Source organism: Azospirillum isscasi (genome assembly GCF_030849505.1).
Taxonomy (GTDB): Bacteria; Pseudomonadota; Alphaproteobacteria; order Azospirillales; family Azospirillaceae; genus Azospirillum; species Azospirillum isscasi.
The window spans coordinates 1-15007 of sequence record NZ_JAUJFI010000140.1 but is presented as its reverse complement, the minus strand read 5'-3'; the positions used below and the strand labels follow the sequence as shown (position 1 = coordinate 15007).

At 71.2% G+C, this 15007-nt stretch carries 17 protein-coding genes; 12 read left to right on the top strand and 5 right to left on the bottom strand.

Annotated features, from left to right (window positions below; all coding sequences use genetic code 11):
- Positions 1–118: 118 nt before the first annotated feature.
- Positions 119–1168, bottom strand: coding sequence for an SDR family oxidoreductase (locus QSG27_RS22130; protein WP_306709941.1), 1050 nt, complete (start codon positions 1166–1168; stop codon positions 119–121).
- A gap of 179 nt (positions 1169–1347) precedes the next feature.
- Between QSG27_RS22130 and QSG27_RS22125 the strand changes: the two genes are divergently transcribed.
- Genes QSG27_RS22125 through QSG27_RS22115 form a run of 3 tightly spaced genes read left to right on the top strand, consistent with a single transcriptional unit; the run spans position 1348 to position 3215 of the window.
- The gene (locus QSG27_RS22125) at positions 1348–1590 is read left to right on the top strand and encodes a sulfurtransferase TusA family protein (protein ID WP_306709939.1); all 243 of its coding nucleotides are present in this window, start codon (positions 1348–1350) and stop codon (positions 1588–1590) included.
- Positions 1591–1635: 45 nt separating this feature from the next.
- The gene (locus QSG27_RS22120; protein ID WP_306709937.1) at positions 1636–2874 is read left to right on the top strand and encodes a DUF2478 domain-containing protein; all 1239 of its coding nucleotides are present in this window, start codon (positions 1636–1638) and stop codon (positions 2872–2874) included.
- Between the two features lie 14 nt (positions 2875–2888).
- Positions 2889–3215: a DUF1244 domain-containing protein gene (locus tag QSG27_RS22115; RefSeq protein ID WP_306709934.1), complete on the top strand. Its 327-nt coding sequence runs from the start codon at positions 2889–2891 to the stop codon at positions 3213–3215.
- A 51-nt stretch (positions 3216–3266) separates the two neighbouring features.
- Here QSG27_RS22115 and QSG27_RS22110 read toward each other — a convergent pair whose 3' ends face one another.
- Entirely contained in the window at positions 3267–4526 is a 1260-nt protein-coding gene (locus QSG27_RS22110; RefSeq protein WP_306709933.1) for a molybdopterin molybdotransferase MoeA, read from the bottom strand.
- 179 nt (positions 4527–4705) lie between these two features.
- On the bottom strand, positions 4706–4843 hold the full coding sequence (locus QSG27_RS22105; RefSeq protein WP_306709930.1) for a hypothetical protein: 138 nt from the start codon (positions 4841–4843) through the stop codon (positions 4706–4708).
- Positions 4844–4897: 54 nt separating this feature from the next.
- On the opposite strand from QSG27_RS22105, the gene QSG27_RS22100 reads away from it, so the two are divergent.
- The 7 genes from QSG27_RS22100 (at position 4898) to QSG27_RS22070 (ending at position 10822) form a co-directional block, all read left to right on the top strand.
- On the top strand, positions 4898–5572 hold the full coding sequence (locus QSG27_RS22100; RefSeq protein WP_306709928.1) for an amino acid ABC transporter permease: 675 nt from the start codon (positions 4898–4900) through the stop codon (positions 5570–5572).
- Between the two features lie 14 nt (positions 5573–5586).
- The gene (locus tag QSG27_RS22095) at positions 5587–6240 is read left to right on the top strand and encodes an amino acid ABC transporter permease (protein WP_306709926.1); all 654 of its coding nucleotides are present in this window, start codon (positions 5587–5589) and stop codon (positions 6238–6240) included.
- Between the two features lie 38 nt (positions 6241–6278).
- Positions 6279–7091, top strand: a complete 813-nt coding sequence (locus QSG27_RS22090; protein ID WP_306709924.1) for a transporter substrate-binding domain-containing protein — start codon at positions 6279–6281, stop codon at positions 7089–7091.
- A 173-nt stretch (positions 7092–7264) separates the two neighbouring features.
- Positions 7265–8053, top strand: coding sequence for an amino acid ABC transporter ATP-binding protein (locus tag QSG27_RS22085; RefSeq protein ID WP_306709922.1), 789 nt, complete (start codon positions 7265–7267; stop codon positions 8051–8053).
- 12 nt (positions 8054–8065) lie between these two features.
- Positions 8066–9004, top strand: coding sequence for a 2-hydroxyacid dehydrogenase (locus tag QSG27_RS22080; protein WP_306709920.1), 939 nt, complete (start codon positions 8066–8068; stop codon positions 9002–9004).
- Complete coding sequence (locus QSG27_RS22075; protein WP_306709918.1) at positions 9005–10057, top strand: LacI family DNA-binding transcriptional regulator; 1053 nt, start codon at positions 9005–9007, stop codon at positions 10055–10057.
- A 27-nt stretch (positions 10058–10084) separates the two neighbouring features.
- Positions 10085–10822, top strand: a complete 738-nt coding sequence (locus QSG27_RS22070; RefSeq protein WP_306709916.1) for a 2-keto-4-pentenoate hydratase — start codon at positions 10085–10087, stop codon at positions 10820–10822.
- Positions 10823–10917: 95 nt separating this feature from the next.
- On the opposite strand, the gene edd is transcribed toward QSG27_RS22070, so the two are convergent.
- A complete protein-coding gene (gene edd / locus QSG27_RS22065; protein WP_306709914.1) occupies positions 10918–12729 on the bottom strand; it encodes a phosphogluconate dehydratase in 1812 nt (603 codons plus the stop codon).
- Between the two features lie 28 nt (positions 12730–12757).
- Complete coding sequence (locus tag QSG27_RS22060; protein WP_306709912.1) at positions 12758–13273, bottom strand: gluconokinase; 516 nt, start codon at positions 13271–13273, stop codon at positions 12758–12760.
- 153 nt (positions 13274–13426) lie between these two features.
- Between QSG27_RS22060 and gntR the strand changes: the two genes are divergently transcribed.
- Together gntR and QSG27_RS22050 are read left to right on the top strand one after the other, a co-directional pair.
- A complete protein-coding gene (gntR, locus tag QSG27_RS22055; protein WP_306709910.1) occupies positions 13427–14500 on the top strand; it encodes an HTH-type transcriptional regulator GntR in 1074 nt (357 codons plus the stop codon).
- Positions 14497–15007, top strand: a 511-nt coding sequence (locus QSG27_RS22050; RefSeq protein WP_306709909.1) for an NAD(P)-binding domain-containing protein, incomplete at its 3' end; no start/stop codon positions are given. The genes gntR and QSG27_RS22050, both read left to right, overlap by 4 nt.

Below are 15007 nucleotides of genomic sequence, written 5' to 3'. Positions count from 1 at the left end.
CCCTGGTGGCTGGCCGCCGCCGGGGCCGGCGGGGCGGTCGGAGCCTGGCTGGGCAGCCGCCACCTGCCCACCGCGGCGCTGCGCTATCTGCTGGCGGCGATCCTCGCCCTGTCCGGCCTCAAGATGCTGACGGCCTGATCCCTGCGGCGTGCCAGGCCCGCCGTTCCCACACCTGGGCGGGAAGGCGGCTCATCAGGCCGATGGGCAACAGGAACAAAGCGAGGTTGGTCCAGGAGATGGCCCGCCGCCCGCCCGCCCGCTCCGGCGGCGCGTGGGCGGCGGCGCGCTCCATCCAGCCGCCGCTGGCCTCCCGGTAGTCGGGCATGGCTTCGAGAACGGCGCCGGAGGTGTCGCGGGCCGGGCGGTTGTCGAACATGTTACGGTCCATGCGGTGGGCCAGCATGCGGTCCGCCAGCGCCGGCGCCACCGCGTGCGGCAGGGCGGCGGCGCGCCCCGCGGCGCCGACGAACAGCTCGGGCCGGGGATTCTCGGCGAGCTTCAGGATGGCCTCGGCCACCTCCTCCGGCGGGCTCAGCGGGGTCATCGCCTTGACCGCACGGCCCGTGTAGTTGGCGCCATGCTGCCACAGCGGCGTGTCGATGGGGCCGGGCAGGACGGTGCAGACCTGGATGCCGGGGTCCTCCACCAGCTCCTGCCGCAGCGTCTCGGAAAAGCCGCGCACCGCGAACTTGCTGGCGGCGTAGGCGGCGGCGTAGCGCTGCCCGACGATGGAGGCCAGGGAGGCGACGTTGATGATCGTGCCCTCCTCCCGCTCCAGGAAATGGGGCAGCACGGCGCGGCTGCCGTTGGCGGTGCCGAAGAAGTTGGTGCGCATCACCTCCTCGAACACGTCCTGCGGAGTCTCCTCGAAACGCCCGAAGGCGATCACGCCCGCGTTGTTCACCCAGACGTCGATCCCGCCGAACACCTCGACGGCGCGTTCGGCCAGCCGGTTCACCTGCTCCTGGTCGCGCACGTCGGTGGGCACGACCATCGCCCGCCCGCCGGCCTCGATGCACTCCTCCGCGACCTCGTGCAGGGCGGCGTGGCGCCGCGCCGCCAGGACCACCGCGGCGCCGTGGCGCGCGAATTCCAGGGCGGTCGCCCTTCCGATGCCGCTGGACGCCCCGGTGACGACCACCACCTTGTCGAAATGCCGACCGGCCATAAGCGTTGCTCCCGCATCGTTCGTGTTTCCGTTTCCTGGCTAACATCCCAGCCCGGCAAAGGTGCCCGGCCCTTCGGAATGCCCGGGTCTCCGGAACGCCCGGATGTCCGGAACGGTGGAGGCGGAAGCGCGAACCCGGTACAGTCGCAGCGTCCGGTGACGATGCAGAAGAAGAGGCGATGTCCGTGGCGGCCAAGGAACTCGACGTGAAGGGGCTGCATTGCCCGCTGCCCATCCTGCGGACGCGCGCCCTGCTGGACAGGATGGCCGAGGGGGAGGAGGTGATCGTCTACGCCACCGATCCGGCGTCGATCATCGATTTCAAGCATTTCTGCAACACGACCGACAACGTGCTGCTGGCGCACGAGACGCGCGGGGAGGTGTTCGTGTACCACATCCGCCGCGGCGTCTCCGCCGCCTGATTTCCGTCTCCTGATTCTTGCCGTCCCCCTGAAGGAGCCCGCCCCATGCCGATCCTGCGCCCCGCGGTTCCGCCCCCTCTGCGTCCCGGCGCGGTGGTCCACGGTCCCGGCTCCGCCGCCGTGGACGCGCTGATCGACCGCTTCGTGGCGGAGTTGCAGCGGCGCGGCTTCCGCGTCGGCGGCGTGGTCCAGCGCAACACCGGCGCGCCCGGCGACTGCGCCGACCTGATGGAGCTGGTGGACGTCGCCACCGGCAAGACCTACGACATCTCCCAGCATCTGGGCCGTCAATCGCAGTCCTGCCGCGTCGATCCCCAGGGGGTGGCGGAGGCCAGCCAGGCGCTGCGCCGCGCCATCGCGGAACGCGCCGACCTGCTGGTGGTCAACAAGTTCGCGGGGCTGGAGGCCCATGGCGAGGGGCTGGCGGACGAGCTGCTGGCCGGCATCGCCGAGGGTATCCCGGTGCTGACCAGCGTCGGCAGCCGGTTCCTCAACGAATGGCAGAGCTTCACCGGCGGCTTCACCAGCCTGATCTCCCCGGACGAGGACGCGCTGTGGCGCTGGTGGGGGGCGCACCGGCTCTACGACGACCTGCTGCACGGGGTGGAGGACGCGGAGGTCCGCGCCGTCACCATCGGCGCCAAATGGATCATGGTGGAGACGGAAGGCGCCAGGGGACCCGGCATCGGCCTCGCCGCCCGTCCGCAGTCGGCGCCGCCGCCCGATCCGGTGCGCTGGGCCGGAGTCGGCCTCGCCGGGCTGGCCGCGCGCGCCGCCCGATCCTGGGACCCGCAGGAGGCCGCGGTCGGCATGGCCGCCCTGAACGCCCATTACAACCGCCCGGACCTGACCGGTTCTTCAGCCAACGGGCTGGACCTGTTCGCCGGGATGGACGGGCGCGTGGTCGTCTTCGGCGCCTTCCCGCAGATTGCCCGGCGCCTGCCCAACGCCCATGTGGTCGAACTGAACCCCAGCGACGGGGAGTATCCGGAAGCCGCCGGGGAATGGCTGCTGCCGGGGGCGGAGGGGGCGGCGATCACCTCCTCCACGCTCGCCAACCGCACCCTGCCGCGCCTGCTGTCGGTGGCGGAGGGCACCCGCATCGCCCTGGTCGGGCCGGGCACGCCGCTGACCCCGCGGCTGTTCCGCTACGGCATTGCCGCGCTGGCCGGCTTCGTCGTGGAGAACCGGGACGCCGTGGCCCACGCGATCCTGGCCGGCGGCTCGTCCCAGAGCTTCCACCGCCATGGCCGCTTCGTCACGCTGCACAACGAACATAATTGAGGAAAGGGATTGGAATGGACGAGAAGACCCGCACCGAGCTGGAAGCCGCGGCGTTCCGCGGTCTGGTCGCGCATCTCCAGAAGCGCACCGACGTGCAGAACATCGACCTGATGAATCTGGCCGGCTTCTGCCGCAACTGCCTGTCCAAATGGTACGCCGCCGCAGCCAAGGAGCGCGGCGTGCCGCTGACCGACGAGGAGGCGCGCATCGCCGTCTACGGCATGCCCTATGCGGAGTGGAAGGCCAAACACCAGAAGGAAGCCACCCCCGAGCAGCAGAAGATGTTCGAGGACACCAAGCCCCTGCACGCCGAAATCAGCGGCCACATGCCGAAGAAGTGAGGTTCGGAATCCCCTCTCCCGCCCCGGGAGAGGGGAACCTGGGGCGGCCCGTCAGGCGAACAGGCCGGTGAAGGGCAGGAAGTCCACCATGTCCCCTTCGCGGATCGCGGTGGCGTCCATCGGCATGTCCACCAGCCCGTCCGCCTCGACCATGGAGGTCAGGACGCCGGAGCTGTCGCTGGGGAACTTGTGGGCGACCGGGCGGCCATCGGGTCCGGTCGCCAGACGGGCGCGCAGGAACTCCCGCCGCCCCGCCTTCTTCTTGAACTCGAACCCGGCGACGACGAGGCAGCGCGGGGCCGGCGCGCTCTCCGCCCCCGACAGGCGCAGCACCAGCGGGCGGCCCACCAGCATGAAGGTCACCATGGCCGACACCGGGTTGCCCGGCAGGCCAAGGAAGGGCGTGGTTCCGATGCGCCCGAGCGCCAGCGGCTTGCCCGGCTTCAGCGCGAGCTTCCACAGATCGACGGACCCAAGCTCGCCGACCACGGCCTTCACATGGTCCTCCTCCCCCACCGACGCGCCGCCGGAGGTGACCACCAGATCGGCGGTGGCCGCGGCGTCGGCCAGCGCGGCGCGGGTCACGTCCGGCCGGTCGGGCAGGATGCCGAGGTCGCGCACCTCCGCCCCCAGCGCGTCGAGCTGGGCGGCCAGCGTGTAGCGGTTGGCGTCGTAGATCGTGCCGTCCGGCTTGTCCGTCCCCGGCTCGCGCAGCTCGTCGCCGGTGGAAAACAGGACGACGCGCAGACGCTTGCGCACCGACAGGGCGGAACGGCCCACCGCGGCGGCCAGACCGATTTCCTGCGCGCGCAGCCGCAGGCCCGGCGTCAGCACGACGGACCCCGCCGTCATGTCCTCCCCGGCGTCGCGGATGTTGGCCCCGCGCTTCAGGGTGGCGGGCACCAGCACCGTTCCGCCCGTGGCGCCATCCTCGGCCCGGCAATCCTCCTGCATGGCGACGGTGTCCACCCCCGCCGGAATGGGCGCTCCGGTGAAGATGCGCACCGCCTCGCCCGGCCCGACCGTTCCCGGGAAGACGGAGCCCGCCGGCACGCGACCCACCACGGTCAGCCGCAGCGGTTCCCCGCCCGCCCCGTCCGGCATGCGGAAGCCCCAGCCGTCCATCGCCGAGACGGCCACCGGCGGCACGTTGACCGTTGCGGTCACCGGTTCCGCCAGGATGCGGCCCAGCGCGGCGCGCAGCGGCACCTCCTCCCGCTCCGTCACGGCGCCATAGGCCCGTTGCACGCGGGCCAGCGCCTCTTCCAGCGGGAGAGGGGCGGCGGGGCCGGGGCCGGCGAAGCAGTCCATGCGAAAATCCTTCTGCCTGGGGCGTCCGCCCTTGGCGGGCGGCACCGCGTCATATCATGGCGGATAGTCCGGTGCGCGGTCGCTGTGCACCTTGATCATCGTCAAGACGCGGCACGGCGCAAGCGTCCGTTCGTTCCGCCTGGATCCGCCGCGCGGCTTTTGATTGTACGCATCACGAATTATTTTCGCAGCGCTGCGTTTTCGCCCTTGCGCATTTGGATCGATCCAAATAGGCTTCCGATCACACCCGGCGCCAGAACGGTCGCGAGGATCGCCGCGCCGGGCGACGAGAGGCCGACAACAAGAATCCGGCTCATGGACCGTCCAGACGGCGCCGCGCGGCGCCCCGTCCGGCTGCGGAGGGAAAGCCCGTGAACTACACGTTCAACTTCGACGCCGTCATCGGCTCCTGGGACTATCTGCTCCAGGGCGCGTGGCTGACCGTGCAATTGTCGATCGGCGCCATGATTCTGGGCCTGATCGTCGCGATTCTCTGCGCGCTCGGCAAGACGTCCGGGCCGAAGCCGGTCCGCTGGATCATCAACGCCTACATCGAGGTGGTGCGCAACACGCCCTTCCTGGTGCAGATCTTCCTGATCTTTTTCGGACTGCCGACCATGGGCATCCGCCTGTCGCCGGACCTCGCCGCGCTGATCGCCATGGTGGTCAATGTCGGCGCCTACGCGACGGAGATCATCCGCGCCGGCATCGAATCGATCCAAAAGGGCCAGATCGAAGCCGGGCTGGCGCTGGGGCTGAAGCCGTTGCAGGTCTTCCGCTACGTCGTCATCAAGCCGGCGCTGCGCACCGTCTACCCGGCGCTGACCAGCCAGTTCATCCTGCTGATGCTCAGCTCCAGCGTGGTGTCGGCGATCTCGGCGGACGAGCTGACCTCGGTCGCCAACAACATCCAGTCGCAGACCTTCCGCAGCTTCGAGATCTACATCGTGGTGACCGGCATCTATCTGGCGCTGGCGATGGCCTTCTCGGCGCTGTTCGCCGGCATCTACAAGCTGGCCTTCGCCTACGACACCGACCGGCGCTGAGGGAGGGCCGAGCCATGATCCGCGCCTTCAGTTACAACGAATTCCTCTTCCTCCTCAGCGCCGTTCAGTGGACGCTGGCGCTGTCGGCCATCGCCTTCGTCGGCGGTGCCACGGTCGGCCTGTTCATCGCGCTGGCCCGCACCTCCGACGTCAAGGCGGTGCGGCTGGCCGCCACCGGCTACATCCAGCTTTTCCAGGGCACGCCGCTGCTGATGCAGCTCTTCCTGGTGTTCTTCGGCGCCACGGTGATGGGCTTCGACCTGAACCCCTGGGCCGCCGCGGCGCTGGGCCTGACCCTGAACGCCAGCGCCTTCCTGGGCGAGATCTGGCGCGGCTGCATCCAGTCGGTGCCGCGCGGCCAGTGGGAGGCGGCCTCCGCGCTCGGCCTGCGCTATCCGGGGCTGATGCGCTACGTGATCCTGCCGCAGGCGGTGAAGGTCGCGGTGCCGCCGACCGTGGGCTTCCTCGTGCAGCTCATCAAGAGCACGTCGCTGGCCGCCATCATCGGCTTCACCGAGCTGACCCGCGCCGGGCAGATCGTCAACAACGCCACCTTCCAGCCCTTCCTGGTGTTCGGGATCGTGGCGGCCCTCTACTTCGCCATGTGCTGGCCGCTGTCGCTGCTCAGCGCCCGGCTGGAGCGGCGCTACGCCGTCGCCACCCGCTGACCTTTTCCAACAATCAAAAAACCGTGAGGGAACAGACCATGAGCCTTTCGATCACCCGCCGCCTCGCCGTCGCCGGTGTCCTGATGGCCGCCGCCACCATCGGCGCCGTCGCGACGGCCGTCCCCGCCGCCGCCCAGACCGTCGACGAGATCAAGGCGAAGGGCAAGCTGACCATCGGCATGCTGGTGGATTTCCCGCCCTTCGGCATCACCACCGCCGAGGGCAAGCCGGACGGCTACGACGCCGACGTCGCCAAGCTGCTGGCCAAGCACATGGGCGTCCCGGTGGAGATCGTCCCGGTGACCGGCCCGAACCGCATCCCCTATCTGCTGACCAACAAGGTGGACCTGCTGGTCGCCTCGCTGGGCATCACGCCGGCCCGCGCCGAGCAGGTGCAGTTCTCCGAGCCCTACGCCGCCATCGAGATCGGTCTGGTCGCCCCGGCCAACACCAAGATCAAGGACACGGCGGAGCTGTCCGGCAAGCGCGTCGGCGTCGCCCGCGCCAGCACCCAGGACAACGCGCTGACCGCCGTCGCCCCGAAGGACGCCCGCATCATGCGCTTCGACGACGACGCCAGCGCCGTGCAGGCGATGCTGTCCGGGCAGGTGGACGCGCTGGGCCTCAGCAACGTGGTCACCAAGGAGATAAAGAAGCTGGCCCCGCAGGCGAACTACGAGATGAAGTTCGTGCTGAACCGTCAGGTCCAGGGCATCGCCATGCGCAAAGGCCAGGACGCCCTGCTGGCGTGGGTCAACGGCTTCATCGAGTCCGCCAAGGCGAGCGGCGAGCTGAACGAGATCCACAAGAAGTGGCTGGGCACCGACCTGCCCCCGCTGACCAAGTCGTAAGGCGTTTCACCCCCTCTCCCGCCCCGGGAGAGGGTGCCCGCGAAGCGGGCGGGTGAGGGTAGCGGCGAGGATCGGCGCACCATTCTCGGCGACACCCTCACCCTTCCCACGCTCCGCGTGGGTCCCTTCCCTCTCCCGGGGCGGGAGAGGGCCAAATCAGCAGGAGTTTCCCCATGGCGCCGGCTTACGATTCCACGGATGCCCCCGTGCCGCGGCCCGTCAGCGGCGAGGTCGTCATCCGCATGGAAGGCGTCCAGAAATGGTACGACAGCTTCCATGTGCTGAAGGACATCGAGCTGGAGGTCCGCAAGGGCGAGCGGATCGTCATCTGCGGCCCCTCCGGTTCCGGCAAGTCCACGCTGATCCGCTGCATCAACCAGCTTGAGAAGCACCAGAAGGGCACGATCACCGTCAACGGGATCACGCTGGACTCCCACCACCGCCATCTCGATCAGGTGCGGCGCGAGGTCGGGATGGTCTTCCAGCAGTTCAACCTGTTCCCGCACCTGACCGTGATCCAGAACTGCATGCTGGCGCCCATGAAGGTGCGCGGCACCACCAAGGCGGAGGCCCAGGCCATCGCCATGAAGTATCTGGAGCGCGTGCGCATCCCGGAGCAGGCGGACAAGTACCCCGGCCAGCTCTCCGGCGGCCAGCAGCAGCGCGTCGCCATCGCCCGCTCGCTGTGCATGAATCCCAAGGTGATGCTGTTCGACGAGCCGACCTCCGCCCTCGACCCCGAGATGGTGAAGGAGGTGCTGGACACCATGATCGGCCTTGCCGAGGACGGCATGACCATGCTGTGCGTGACGCACGAGATGGGCTTCGCCAAGTCGGTCGCCGACCGCGTGATCTTCATGGACCGCGGCGAGATCGTCGAGCAGGCCATCCCCGCCGAATTCTTCTCCAATCCCAAGTCCGAGCGGACCCGCAACTTCCTCGGCCAGATCCTCTCCCATTAAGGACAGCGTTTTATGAAGCCGGAGATCCTCCTCGTCGAACCCATGATGCCGTACATCGAGGCGGCGCTGGACGCGGGCTACACCGTCCACCGCCTCGCCGCGGCGCCCGACCGCGACCGGCTGGTGGCGGAGGTCGGGCCGCGGGTCCGCGCCGTCGTCACCGGGGGCGGCACGGGCGTCGGCAACGCCGTCATGGACGCCTGCCCGAATCTGGGGATCGTCGCGATCAACGGCGTCGGCACCGACGCGGTGGACCTGACGCACGCCGCCGCCCGCGGGGTGCGCGTCACCAACACGCCGGACGTGCTGACCGACGACGTGGCCGATCTCGCCATCGGGCTGATGATCGCCGGGTCGCGCCGCATGATGGTCGGCGACCGCTTCGTGCGCGCCGGGCGCTGGCCGGGCGGCGGCCTGCCGCTGGCCCGCAAGGTGACCGGCAAGCGGCTGGGCATCCTGGGGCTGGGCCGCATCGGGCTGGCCATCGCCCAGCGCGCCGCCGGCTTCGCCATGGACATCGCCTACACCAACCGCAAACCGCGCACCGACGTGCCCTACCGCTTCGTCGCCTCCCCGGTCGATCTGGCGCGGGAGAGCGACATCCTGATCGTCGCCGCTTCCGCCGGGCCGGACGCCCGCGGCATGGTCAACCGCGCGGTGATCGAGGCGCTCGGCCCCGACGGGCTGCTGGTCAACGTCGCCCGCGGCGCCGTGGTGGACGAGCCGGAGCTGGTCGCCGCCCTGACCGATGGGCGTCTGGGCGGCGCGGCGCTGGACGTCTTCGCCAACGAGCCGCACGCGCCGGAAGCCCTGTTCGGCCTGGACAACGTGGTGCTCCAGCCGCATCAGGCCAGCGCCACGGTGGAGACGCGCAAGGCCATGGGCGATCTGGTGCTGGCGAACCTGTCGGCCTTCTTCGCCGGACAGCCGCTTCCGACCGCCGTGGTGTGAATGAGCATCCTTGACGAGCCCGGCGGACCGGCCCGCATCACCCTGACGGAGGTCGCGAACCACGCCGGGGTGTCGCGGTCCACCGTCTCGCTCGTCCTGCGCGGCAGCCCGCTGGTCGCCGCCGAGACGCGGGAGCGCGTGCAGGCGGCCATCGCGGCGCTGGGCTACGTCTACAACCGCGGCGCCGCAACCCTGCGCGCCACCCGCACCGACACGGTCGGCCTGCTGGTCTGCGAGATCAACAACTCCTTCTACGGCGAGCTGACCGCCGGGGTGGACGATGTGCTGGGGGAGGAAGGGGTGGTCGCCTTCCTCGCCAACACCGCCGAATCGGTCGAACGGCAGGACCGCTTCCTTCAGCGGATGCGGGAACACAATGTGGACGGGGTGATCGTCTGCCCCACCGCCGGCACGCCGCCCGACCTGCTGGAGCGGCTGCGCCGCTGGCAGCTTCCCTGCGTGCAGGCGCTGCGCTTCGTCTCCGCCCGCGAGGGCGATTACGCCGGGGTGGATTACGAGTTCGGCATGGAGATGGTGACCGAGCATCTGATCCGCCTCGGCCACCGCCGCATCGCCTTCGTCGGCGGCAACCTGTCCCACTCCGCCGCGGCGGGGCGCCGCGCCGGCTTCGGCACCGCCATGCGGCGGCACGGCCTGTCGCCGGACCTGATCATCCGCTGCCCGGTCACCCGCCGCGCCGGGCTGGAGGCGGTGGGACCGCTGCTCGACCTGCCCGACCCGCCGACCGCGATGCTTTGTTACAACGATCTGGTCGCGTTCGGCGCGATGCTGGGGCTGGAGGCCCGCGGTCTCAGGGCCGGGCGGGACGTCGCCGTGACCGGCTTCGACGACGTGACCGAAGCGGCGATGAGCCGCCCCGCTTTGACCACCGTCGCCACCTCCGCCCGCCAGATCGGGCAGGAGGCCGCCCGCCTGCTGCTGCGCCGCATCGCCGACCCGCAAGGCGCGCCGGAGCGGGTGATCCTGCCCGCCCGGCTGGTCATCCGCGAGTCCTGCGGGGCCATGAGAGCCCAACCCGGCAAGCCCGAATAATCAGAACGACGCGAAGGCCCGACGACGATGAACGACTCCGTTGACGCTCTGCTCCAGGCGCGGACAAGCCGCAACTGGCTGTCCGCCCTGCCCACCCGCCCCGCCAGCGAGGCCGAGGCCTACGCCATCCAGGACGCCGTGGCCCGCCGTCTCGGCCCGGTCGCCGCCTGGAAGGTCGGCGCCCGCACCCCGGATTCGGAGCCGTTCCGCGCGCCCATCCACGCCGACACGCTGTTCTTCGACACCACGGCGCTTCCCGCCGCCAATTTCCAGGTCATCGGCATGGAGGCGGAGATCGCCTACAAATTCGCCAGGGACCTGCCGCCCCGCGCCGAGCCCTACAGCCGCGAGGAGGTTCTGGACGCCGTGGAATCCGTCCACCCGGCCTTCGAGATCGTGGACACGCGCTTCGCCGGTTTCGGCTCGCAGGACCCGCTCAGCCACATGGCGGACCAGTTCAACCACGGCGCCCTGGTCGTCGGCCCGGCCATCGCGGACTGGCGCTCGCTGGAGCCGCTGAAGGAGCGGGTGGCCCTGGTCGTGGACGGCGAGCGGAAGATCGAGACCGTCGCCGGCAATTCGGCGGGCGAGCCGGTGCGGCTTCTGGTGTGGATGGCCAACAAAGGGGCGGTCAGCCTGGGCGGCCTGAAGGCCGGCGACGTGGTGACCACCGGGTCGCACATCGGCACCGTCATGGTCCCGGCGGGCAGCACGTCCGTCGCGGTGTACGGGACGATGGGAACCTACGAACTGACGGTGGGGTGAATTTGGGGAAGTGGGGAGTGGTCGTGTCGGGCCCCCCTCCCAACCTGCCCCGCCGAAGGTGGGGAAGGGTTGGGTGGGGGCCCGGTGCGACCACCTCACCCGAACACCGACGCCCCAGAGTCCGCGCTGCCGACCGCCCGGCGGAACACCCCGAACAGCTCCCGCCCGCAGCCCGCACCCGCATCGGCGGGCGCATCGGCCACCGGACGCGCGTCCAACTCCGCGGCCTCCACCAGCAGCTCCAGCGTGCCGCGCTCCGTGTCCAGCCGCAGCACGTCGCCGTCGCGGACACGCCCCAGCGGCCCGCCCGCCGCGGCTTCCGGCGTGACGTGGATCGCCGCCGGCACCTTTCCCGACGCGCCGGACATCCGCCCGTCCGTCACCAGAGCCACGCGGTAGCCCAGATCCTGAAGCACCCCCAGCGGCGGTGTCAGCTTGTGCAGCTCCGGCATGCCGTTGGCCTTCGGTCCCTGGAAGCGCACGACCACCACCACGTCGCGGTGCAGCTCGCCCCGGCGGAACGCCGCCTGCACCGACTCCTGGTCGGCGAAGACGCGGGCCGGCGCCTCGATCACCCGGTGGTCCGGCTTCACGGCGGAGACCTTCACCACCGCGCGCCCCAGCGGCCCGGTCAGCACGCGCAGCCCACCCTCCGCCGCCATGGGCGCCGACACGGGAGCCAGCACCGCGGGGTCGCGGCTCTCCCGAACCTCTTCACCACGGACCAGCGCTTCCCCCTCCAGCCGCAACGGGCGGCGGTAGGCGGCGATGCCCTCCTCCTCCCAGACGGTGGCGGCGTCGCCGTGCAGAAGCCCGGCGCCGGCCAGTTCCCCGATCAGGAAGGCCATGCCGCCCGCCGCCTCGAACTGGTTCACGTCGGCGCTGCCGTTCGGGTAGACGCGGGCCAGCAGCGGCACCACCGCCGACAGATCGGCGAAATCCTCCCAGCTCAGGGCGATCCCCGCCGCCGCGGCGATGGCCGGCAGATGCAGCGTGTGGTTCGTGGACCCGCCGGTCGCCAGCAGCCCGACCACCGCGTTGACGACGGCGCGCTCGTCCACGATCTCCCCGATGGGCGTGCGCAGCCCCACCACCCGCCGCGCCGCGGCATCGGTCAGCGCGTCGCGCAGCGGCGTGCCGGGGTTGGCGAAGCTCGCCCCCGGCAGGTGCAGCCCCATCATCTCGACCAGCATCTGGTTCGAGTTCGCCGTACCGTAGAAGGTGCAGGTGCCCGGCGCGTGGTAGGACGCGGCCTCCGCCTCCAGCAGCGCGTCCTTGTCCACTTTGCCTTCCGCGTAAAGCTGGCGGATGCGGCCCTTCTCCTTGTTGGGCAGGCCGGAGGGCATCGGCCCGGCGGGCACGAAGACGGTCGGCAGATGGCCGAAGGACAGCGCGCCGATCAGCAGGCCCGGAACGATCTTGTCGCAGACGCCCAGGCACAGCACCCCGTCGAAGGTCCCGTGCGACAGGGCGACCGCCGTCCCCATGGCGATCACCTCGCGCGAGAAGAGCGACAGCTCCATCCCCGGCTCGCCCTGGGTCACGCCGTCGCACATGGCCGGCACGCCGCCCGCCACCTGGGCCACGCCGCCCGCCGCCCGCACCGCCGCCTTGAGGCGCTCCGGATAGGCGCCGTAGGGCTGATGGGCGGACAGCATGTCGTTGTAGGAAGTCACGATGCCGATGGCCGGGATCGCACCGTCGCGCAGCGCCGCCTTGTCGTCCGCGGCGGTGCAGCCGGCGAAGCCGTGCGCGCGGTTGGCGCAGCCCAGCGACCGGCGGCGCGGCCCCTGCGCCGCAGCGGCCCGCAACCGCTCCAGATAGGCGGCGCGGGAGGTGCGGCTGCGCTCCCGGATGCGGCGGGTGACGGCGTCTACGACGGGGTGGAGGACGGGGTGGAGGCTCATGGCGCGGTCCTTCCGGACGGGAAAACGGTCAGGCGGCGGGGGCGACCAGCGCCGCGACGCGGGCGGCGATCTCCGCCGGGGTGGCGTCGATGTCGCAGACGATGCCGAGCTCCCCGGCCCCCAGCGGCTCCAGCGCCGCGAACTGGCTGTCGAGCAGGCTGGCCGGCATGAAATGGCCGGAGCGCCGGGCCATGCGGGCGTGGATCGTCTCCCGGCTGCCGTGCAGATGGACGAACAGGACGCGCAGTCCCCCCGCGCTCAGCCGCTCGCGGTAGCGGCGCTTCAGGGCGGAGCAGGAGACGACGATCGGCGCCCGCGCCTCCCGCGCCAGAGCGATGTGGGCGGCGATGGTGTCCAGCCAGCCCCAGCGGTCCTCGTCCTGAAGCGGGACGCCGGCGGACATCTTCGCGATGTTCTCCGGCGGGTGGAAGCCGTCGCCCTCCAGGAACTGCCAGCCGAGCCGCTTGGCCAGCTCCTCCCCCACCGAGGTCTTGCCGCAGCCCGCCACGCCCATGACCACCACGGCGTCCACCGGCCCGGCCATGTTAGCGGTAACATCTGAAGACGGAAGAGCGCTCATGCCGATGGACCTTCGAAACGAAAAGGGTGGGGAGAGGTCGATATGTTACCGCTAACAAAGGAAGCTTGTAAAGCCCAATCCGGCGCGGGATAATGGCCCACGGAGATCCGGAGAACCATGACGACCGCCCCCACCCGCAAACCCCGATCCTCGCGCAGCGGACGCGCTACCATGGCCGACGTGGCCGCCGCCGCCGGGGTCAGCGCCATGACCGTGTCCCGCGCCCTGCGCCGCCCCGATTCGGTCAGCGCGGAGGTGCGCGCCCGCGTGGAGGAGGCCAGCCGCCGCCTGGGCTTCGTGCCGAGCCGCGTGGCGTCGGCCCTGGCCTCGGCGCGGACGATGACGGTGGCGGTGCTGATCCCCTCGCTGACCAACGCCGTCTTCATCGACCTGCTGGCCGGAGTGCAAGAGACGCTGAGCCCGCACGGCTACCAGCCGCTGATCGGCGTCACCGGCTACGGCCCGGAGGCGGAGGAGCGCGTGCTGCGCGCCCAGCTCGCCCACGATCCGGACGGGGTGATCCTGACCGGGCTGGACCACACGCCGGGCACCTGGGACCTGCTGCGCAGCCTGACCGTGCCGGTCGTCCACACCATGGACCTGACCACGGAGGGCGGGCTCGGGGACGGCGGGCACGGGGACGGCGGCGTGCGGACGGTCGGCTTCTCGCAGTTCGACGCCGGCTACGCCATCGGCGCGCATCTGGCGGAACGGGGGCGGCGGCGCATCGGGCTGATCGCCGGGCAGCTCGACCCGCGCACGCGCCAGCGCTGCGACGGCTGGCGGCAGGCGCTGCGCGACGCCGGACGGCACGACCCGGACCGCGAACTGCTGGTGCCGGACGCCACCTCCGTCGCGCTGGGCGCCGAATTGCTGGAACGCGCCCTGGCCGCGCATCCCGACACCGACGCGCTGTTCCTGTGCAACGACGATCTGGCGCAGGGCGCGCTGTTCCAGTGCGCGCGGCTGGGCATCCCGGTGCCGGAGCGGCTGGCCGTCGCCGGCTTCAACGATCTGGCGGGGGCGGCCTGGACCGTCCCGCCGCTGACCACCGTCGCCACCCCCCGCCGCGCCATCGGCGTGGAGGCGGCCCGCCTGCTGATCGCCGGCATGGAGGACCGGGCGCAAAGCCGGCCAGAGCCACGCTGCGTGGATCTGGGCTTTCGCCTGATGGTCCGCGAGACCACTTGAGCTTCATCGAAGAGAACGTACGGGAGTTCGTCGTAATGGTGCAGGGCAACTCGACCGGGACCGGGGCGGAGACCGCCACCGCCGGCTCGGCCGACATCGCCGTCCTCGGTCTGGGCGTGATGGGGCGCAACCTCGCCGCCAATCTGGCCGACCACGGGGCCGTGGTGGCGGGCTACGACCTGGACGAGGGGCGGCGCGCCGCCTTCGCCGCCCAGGTGGGCAACGCCGTCCCCTGCGCGTCGGTTGAGGACTTGCTGGGCGCGCTGAAGGCGCCGCGGGTGATCCTGATGATGGTGCCCGCCGGCGCCCCGGTGGACGAGCTGACGGCGGCCCTGCTGCCCCGCCTGTCGCCGGGCGACGTGCTGATCGACGGCGGCAACTCCCACTTCCGCGACACCAACCGCCGCGCCGCCCTGGCCGCGGCGGCGGGCGTGCGCTTCGGCGGGCTGGGCGGGGCGGGCGGCGGGGGGGGGGGGGGGCGCGGGCCGGCCCCGAGGGCCGGGGGGG

Excerpts from the sequence above, each read along its gene's own strand:
- QSG27_RS22130 (WP_306709941.1), bottom strand. The coding sequence starts at position 1,168 with ATGGCCGGTCGGCATTTCGACAAGGTGGTGGTCGTCACCGGGGCGTCC.
- QSG27_RS22125 (WP_306709939.1), top strand. The coding sequence starts at position 1,348 with ATGTCCGTGGCGGCCAAGGAACTCGACGTGAAGGGGCTGCATTGCCCG.
- QSG27_RS22105 (WP_306709930.1), bottom strand. The coding sequence starts at position 4,843 with ATGAGCCGGATTCTTGTTGTCGGCCTCTCGTCGCCCGGCGCGGCGATC.
- QSG27_RS22085 (WP_306709922.1), top strand. The coding sequence starts at position 7,265 with ATGGCGCCGGCTTACGATTCCACGGATGCCCCCGTGCCGCGGCCCGTC.
- QSG27_RS22095 (WP_306709926.1), top strand. The coding sequence starts at position 5,587 with ATGATCCGCGCCTTCAGTTACAACGAATTCCTCTTCCTCCTCAGCGCC.
- QSG27_RS22120 (WP_306709937.1), top strand. The coding sequence starts at position 1,636 with ATGCCGATCCTGCGCCCCGCGGTTCCGCCCCCTCTGCGTCCCGGCGCG.
- QSG27_RS22115 (WP_306709934.1), top strand. The coding sequence starts at position 2,889 with ATGGACGAGAAGACCCGCACCGAGCTGGAAGCCGCGGCGTTCCGCGGT.
- QSG27_RS22080 (WP_306709920.1), top strand. The coding sequence starts at position 8,066 with ATGAAGCCGGAGATCCTCCTCGTCGAACCCATGATGCCGTACATCGAG.
- QSG27_RS22090 (WP_306709924.1), top strand. The coding sequence starts at position 6,279 with ATGAGCCTTTCGATCACCCGCCGCCTCGCCGTCGCCGGTGTCCTGATG.
- edd (WP_306709914.1), bottom strand. The coding sequence starts at position 12,729 with ATGAGCCTCCACCCCGTCCTCCACCCCGTCGTAGACGCCGTCACCCGC.
- QSG27_RS22075 (WP_306709918.1), top strand. The coding sequence starts at position 9,005 with ATGAGCATCCTTGACGAGCCCGGCGGACCGGCCCGCATCACCCTGACG.
- QSG27_RS22110 (WP_306709933.1), bottom strand. The coding sequence starts at position 4,526 with ATGGACTGCTTCGCCGGCCCCGGCCCCGCCGCCCCTCTCCCGCTGGAA.
- gntR (WP_306709910.1), top strand. The coding sequence starts at position 13,427 with ATGACGACCGCCCCCACCCGCAAACCCCGATCCTCGCGCAGCGGACGC.
- QSG27_RS22060 (WP_306709912.1), bottom strand. The coding sequence starts at position 13,273 with ATGGCCGGGCCGGTGGACGCCGTGGTGGTCATGGGCGTGGCGGGCTGC.
- QSG27_RS22070 (WP_306709916.1), top strand. The coding sequence starts at position 10,085 with ATGAACGACTCCGTTGACGCTCTGCTCCAGGCGCGGACAAGCCGCAAC.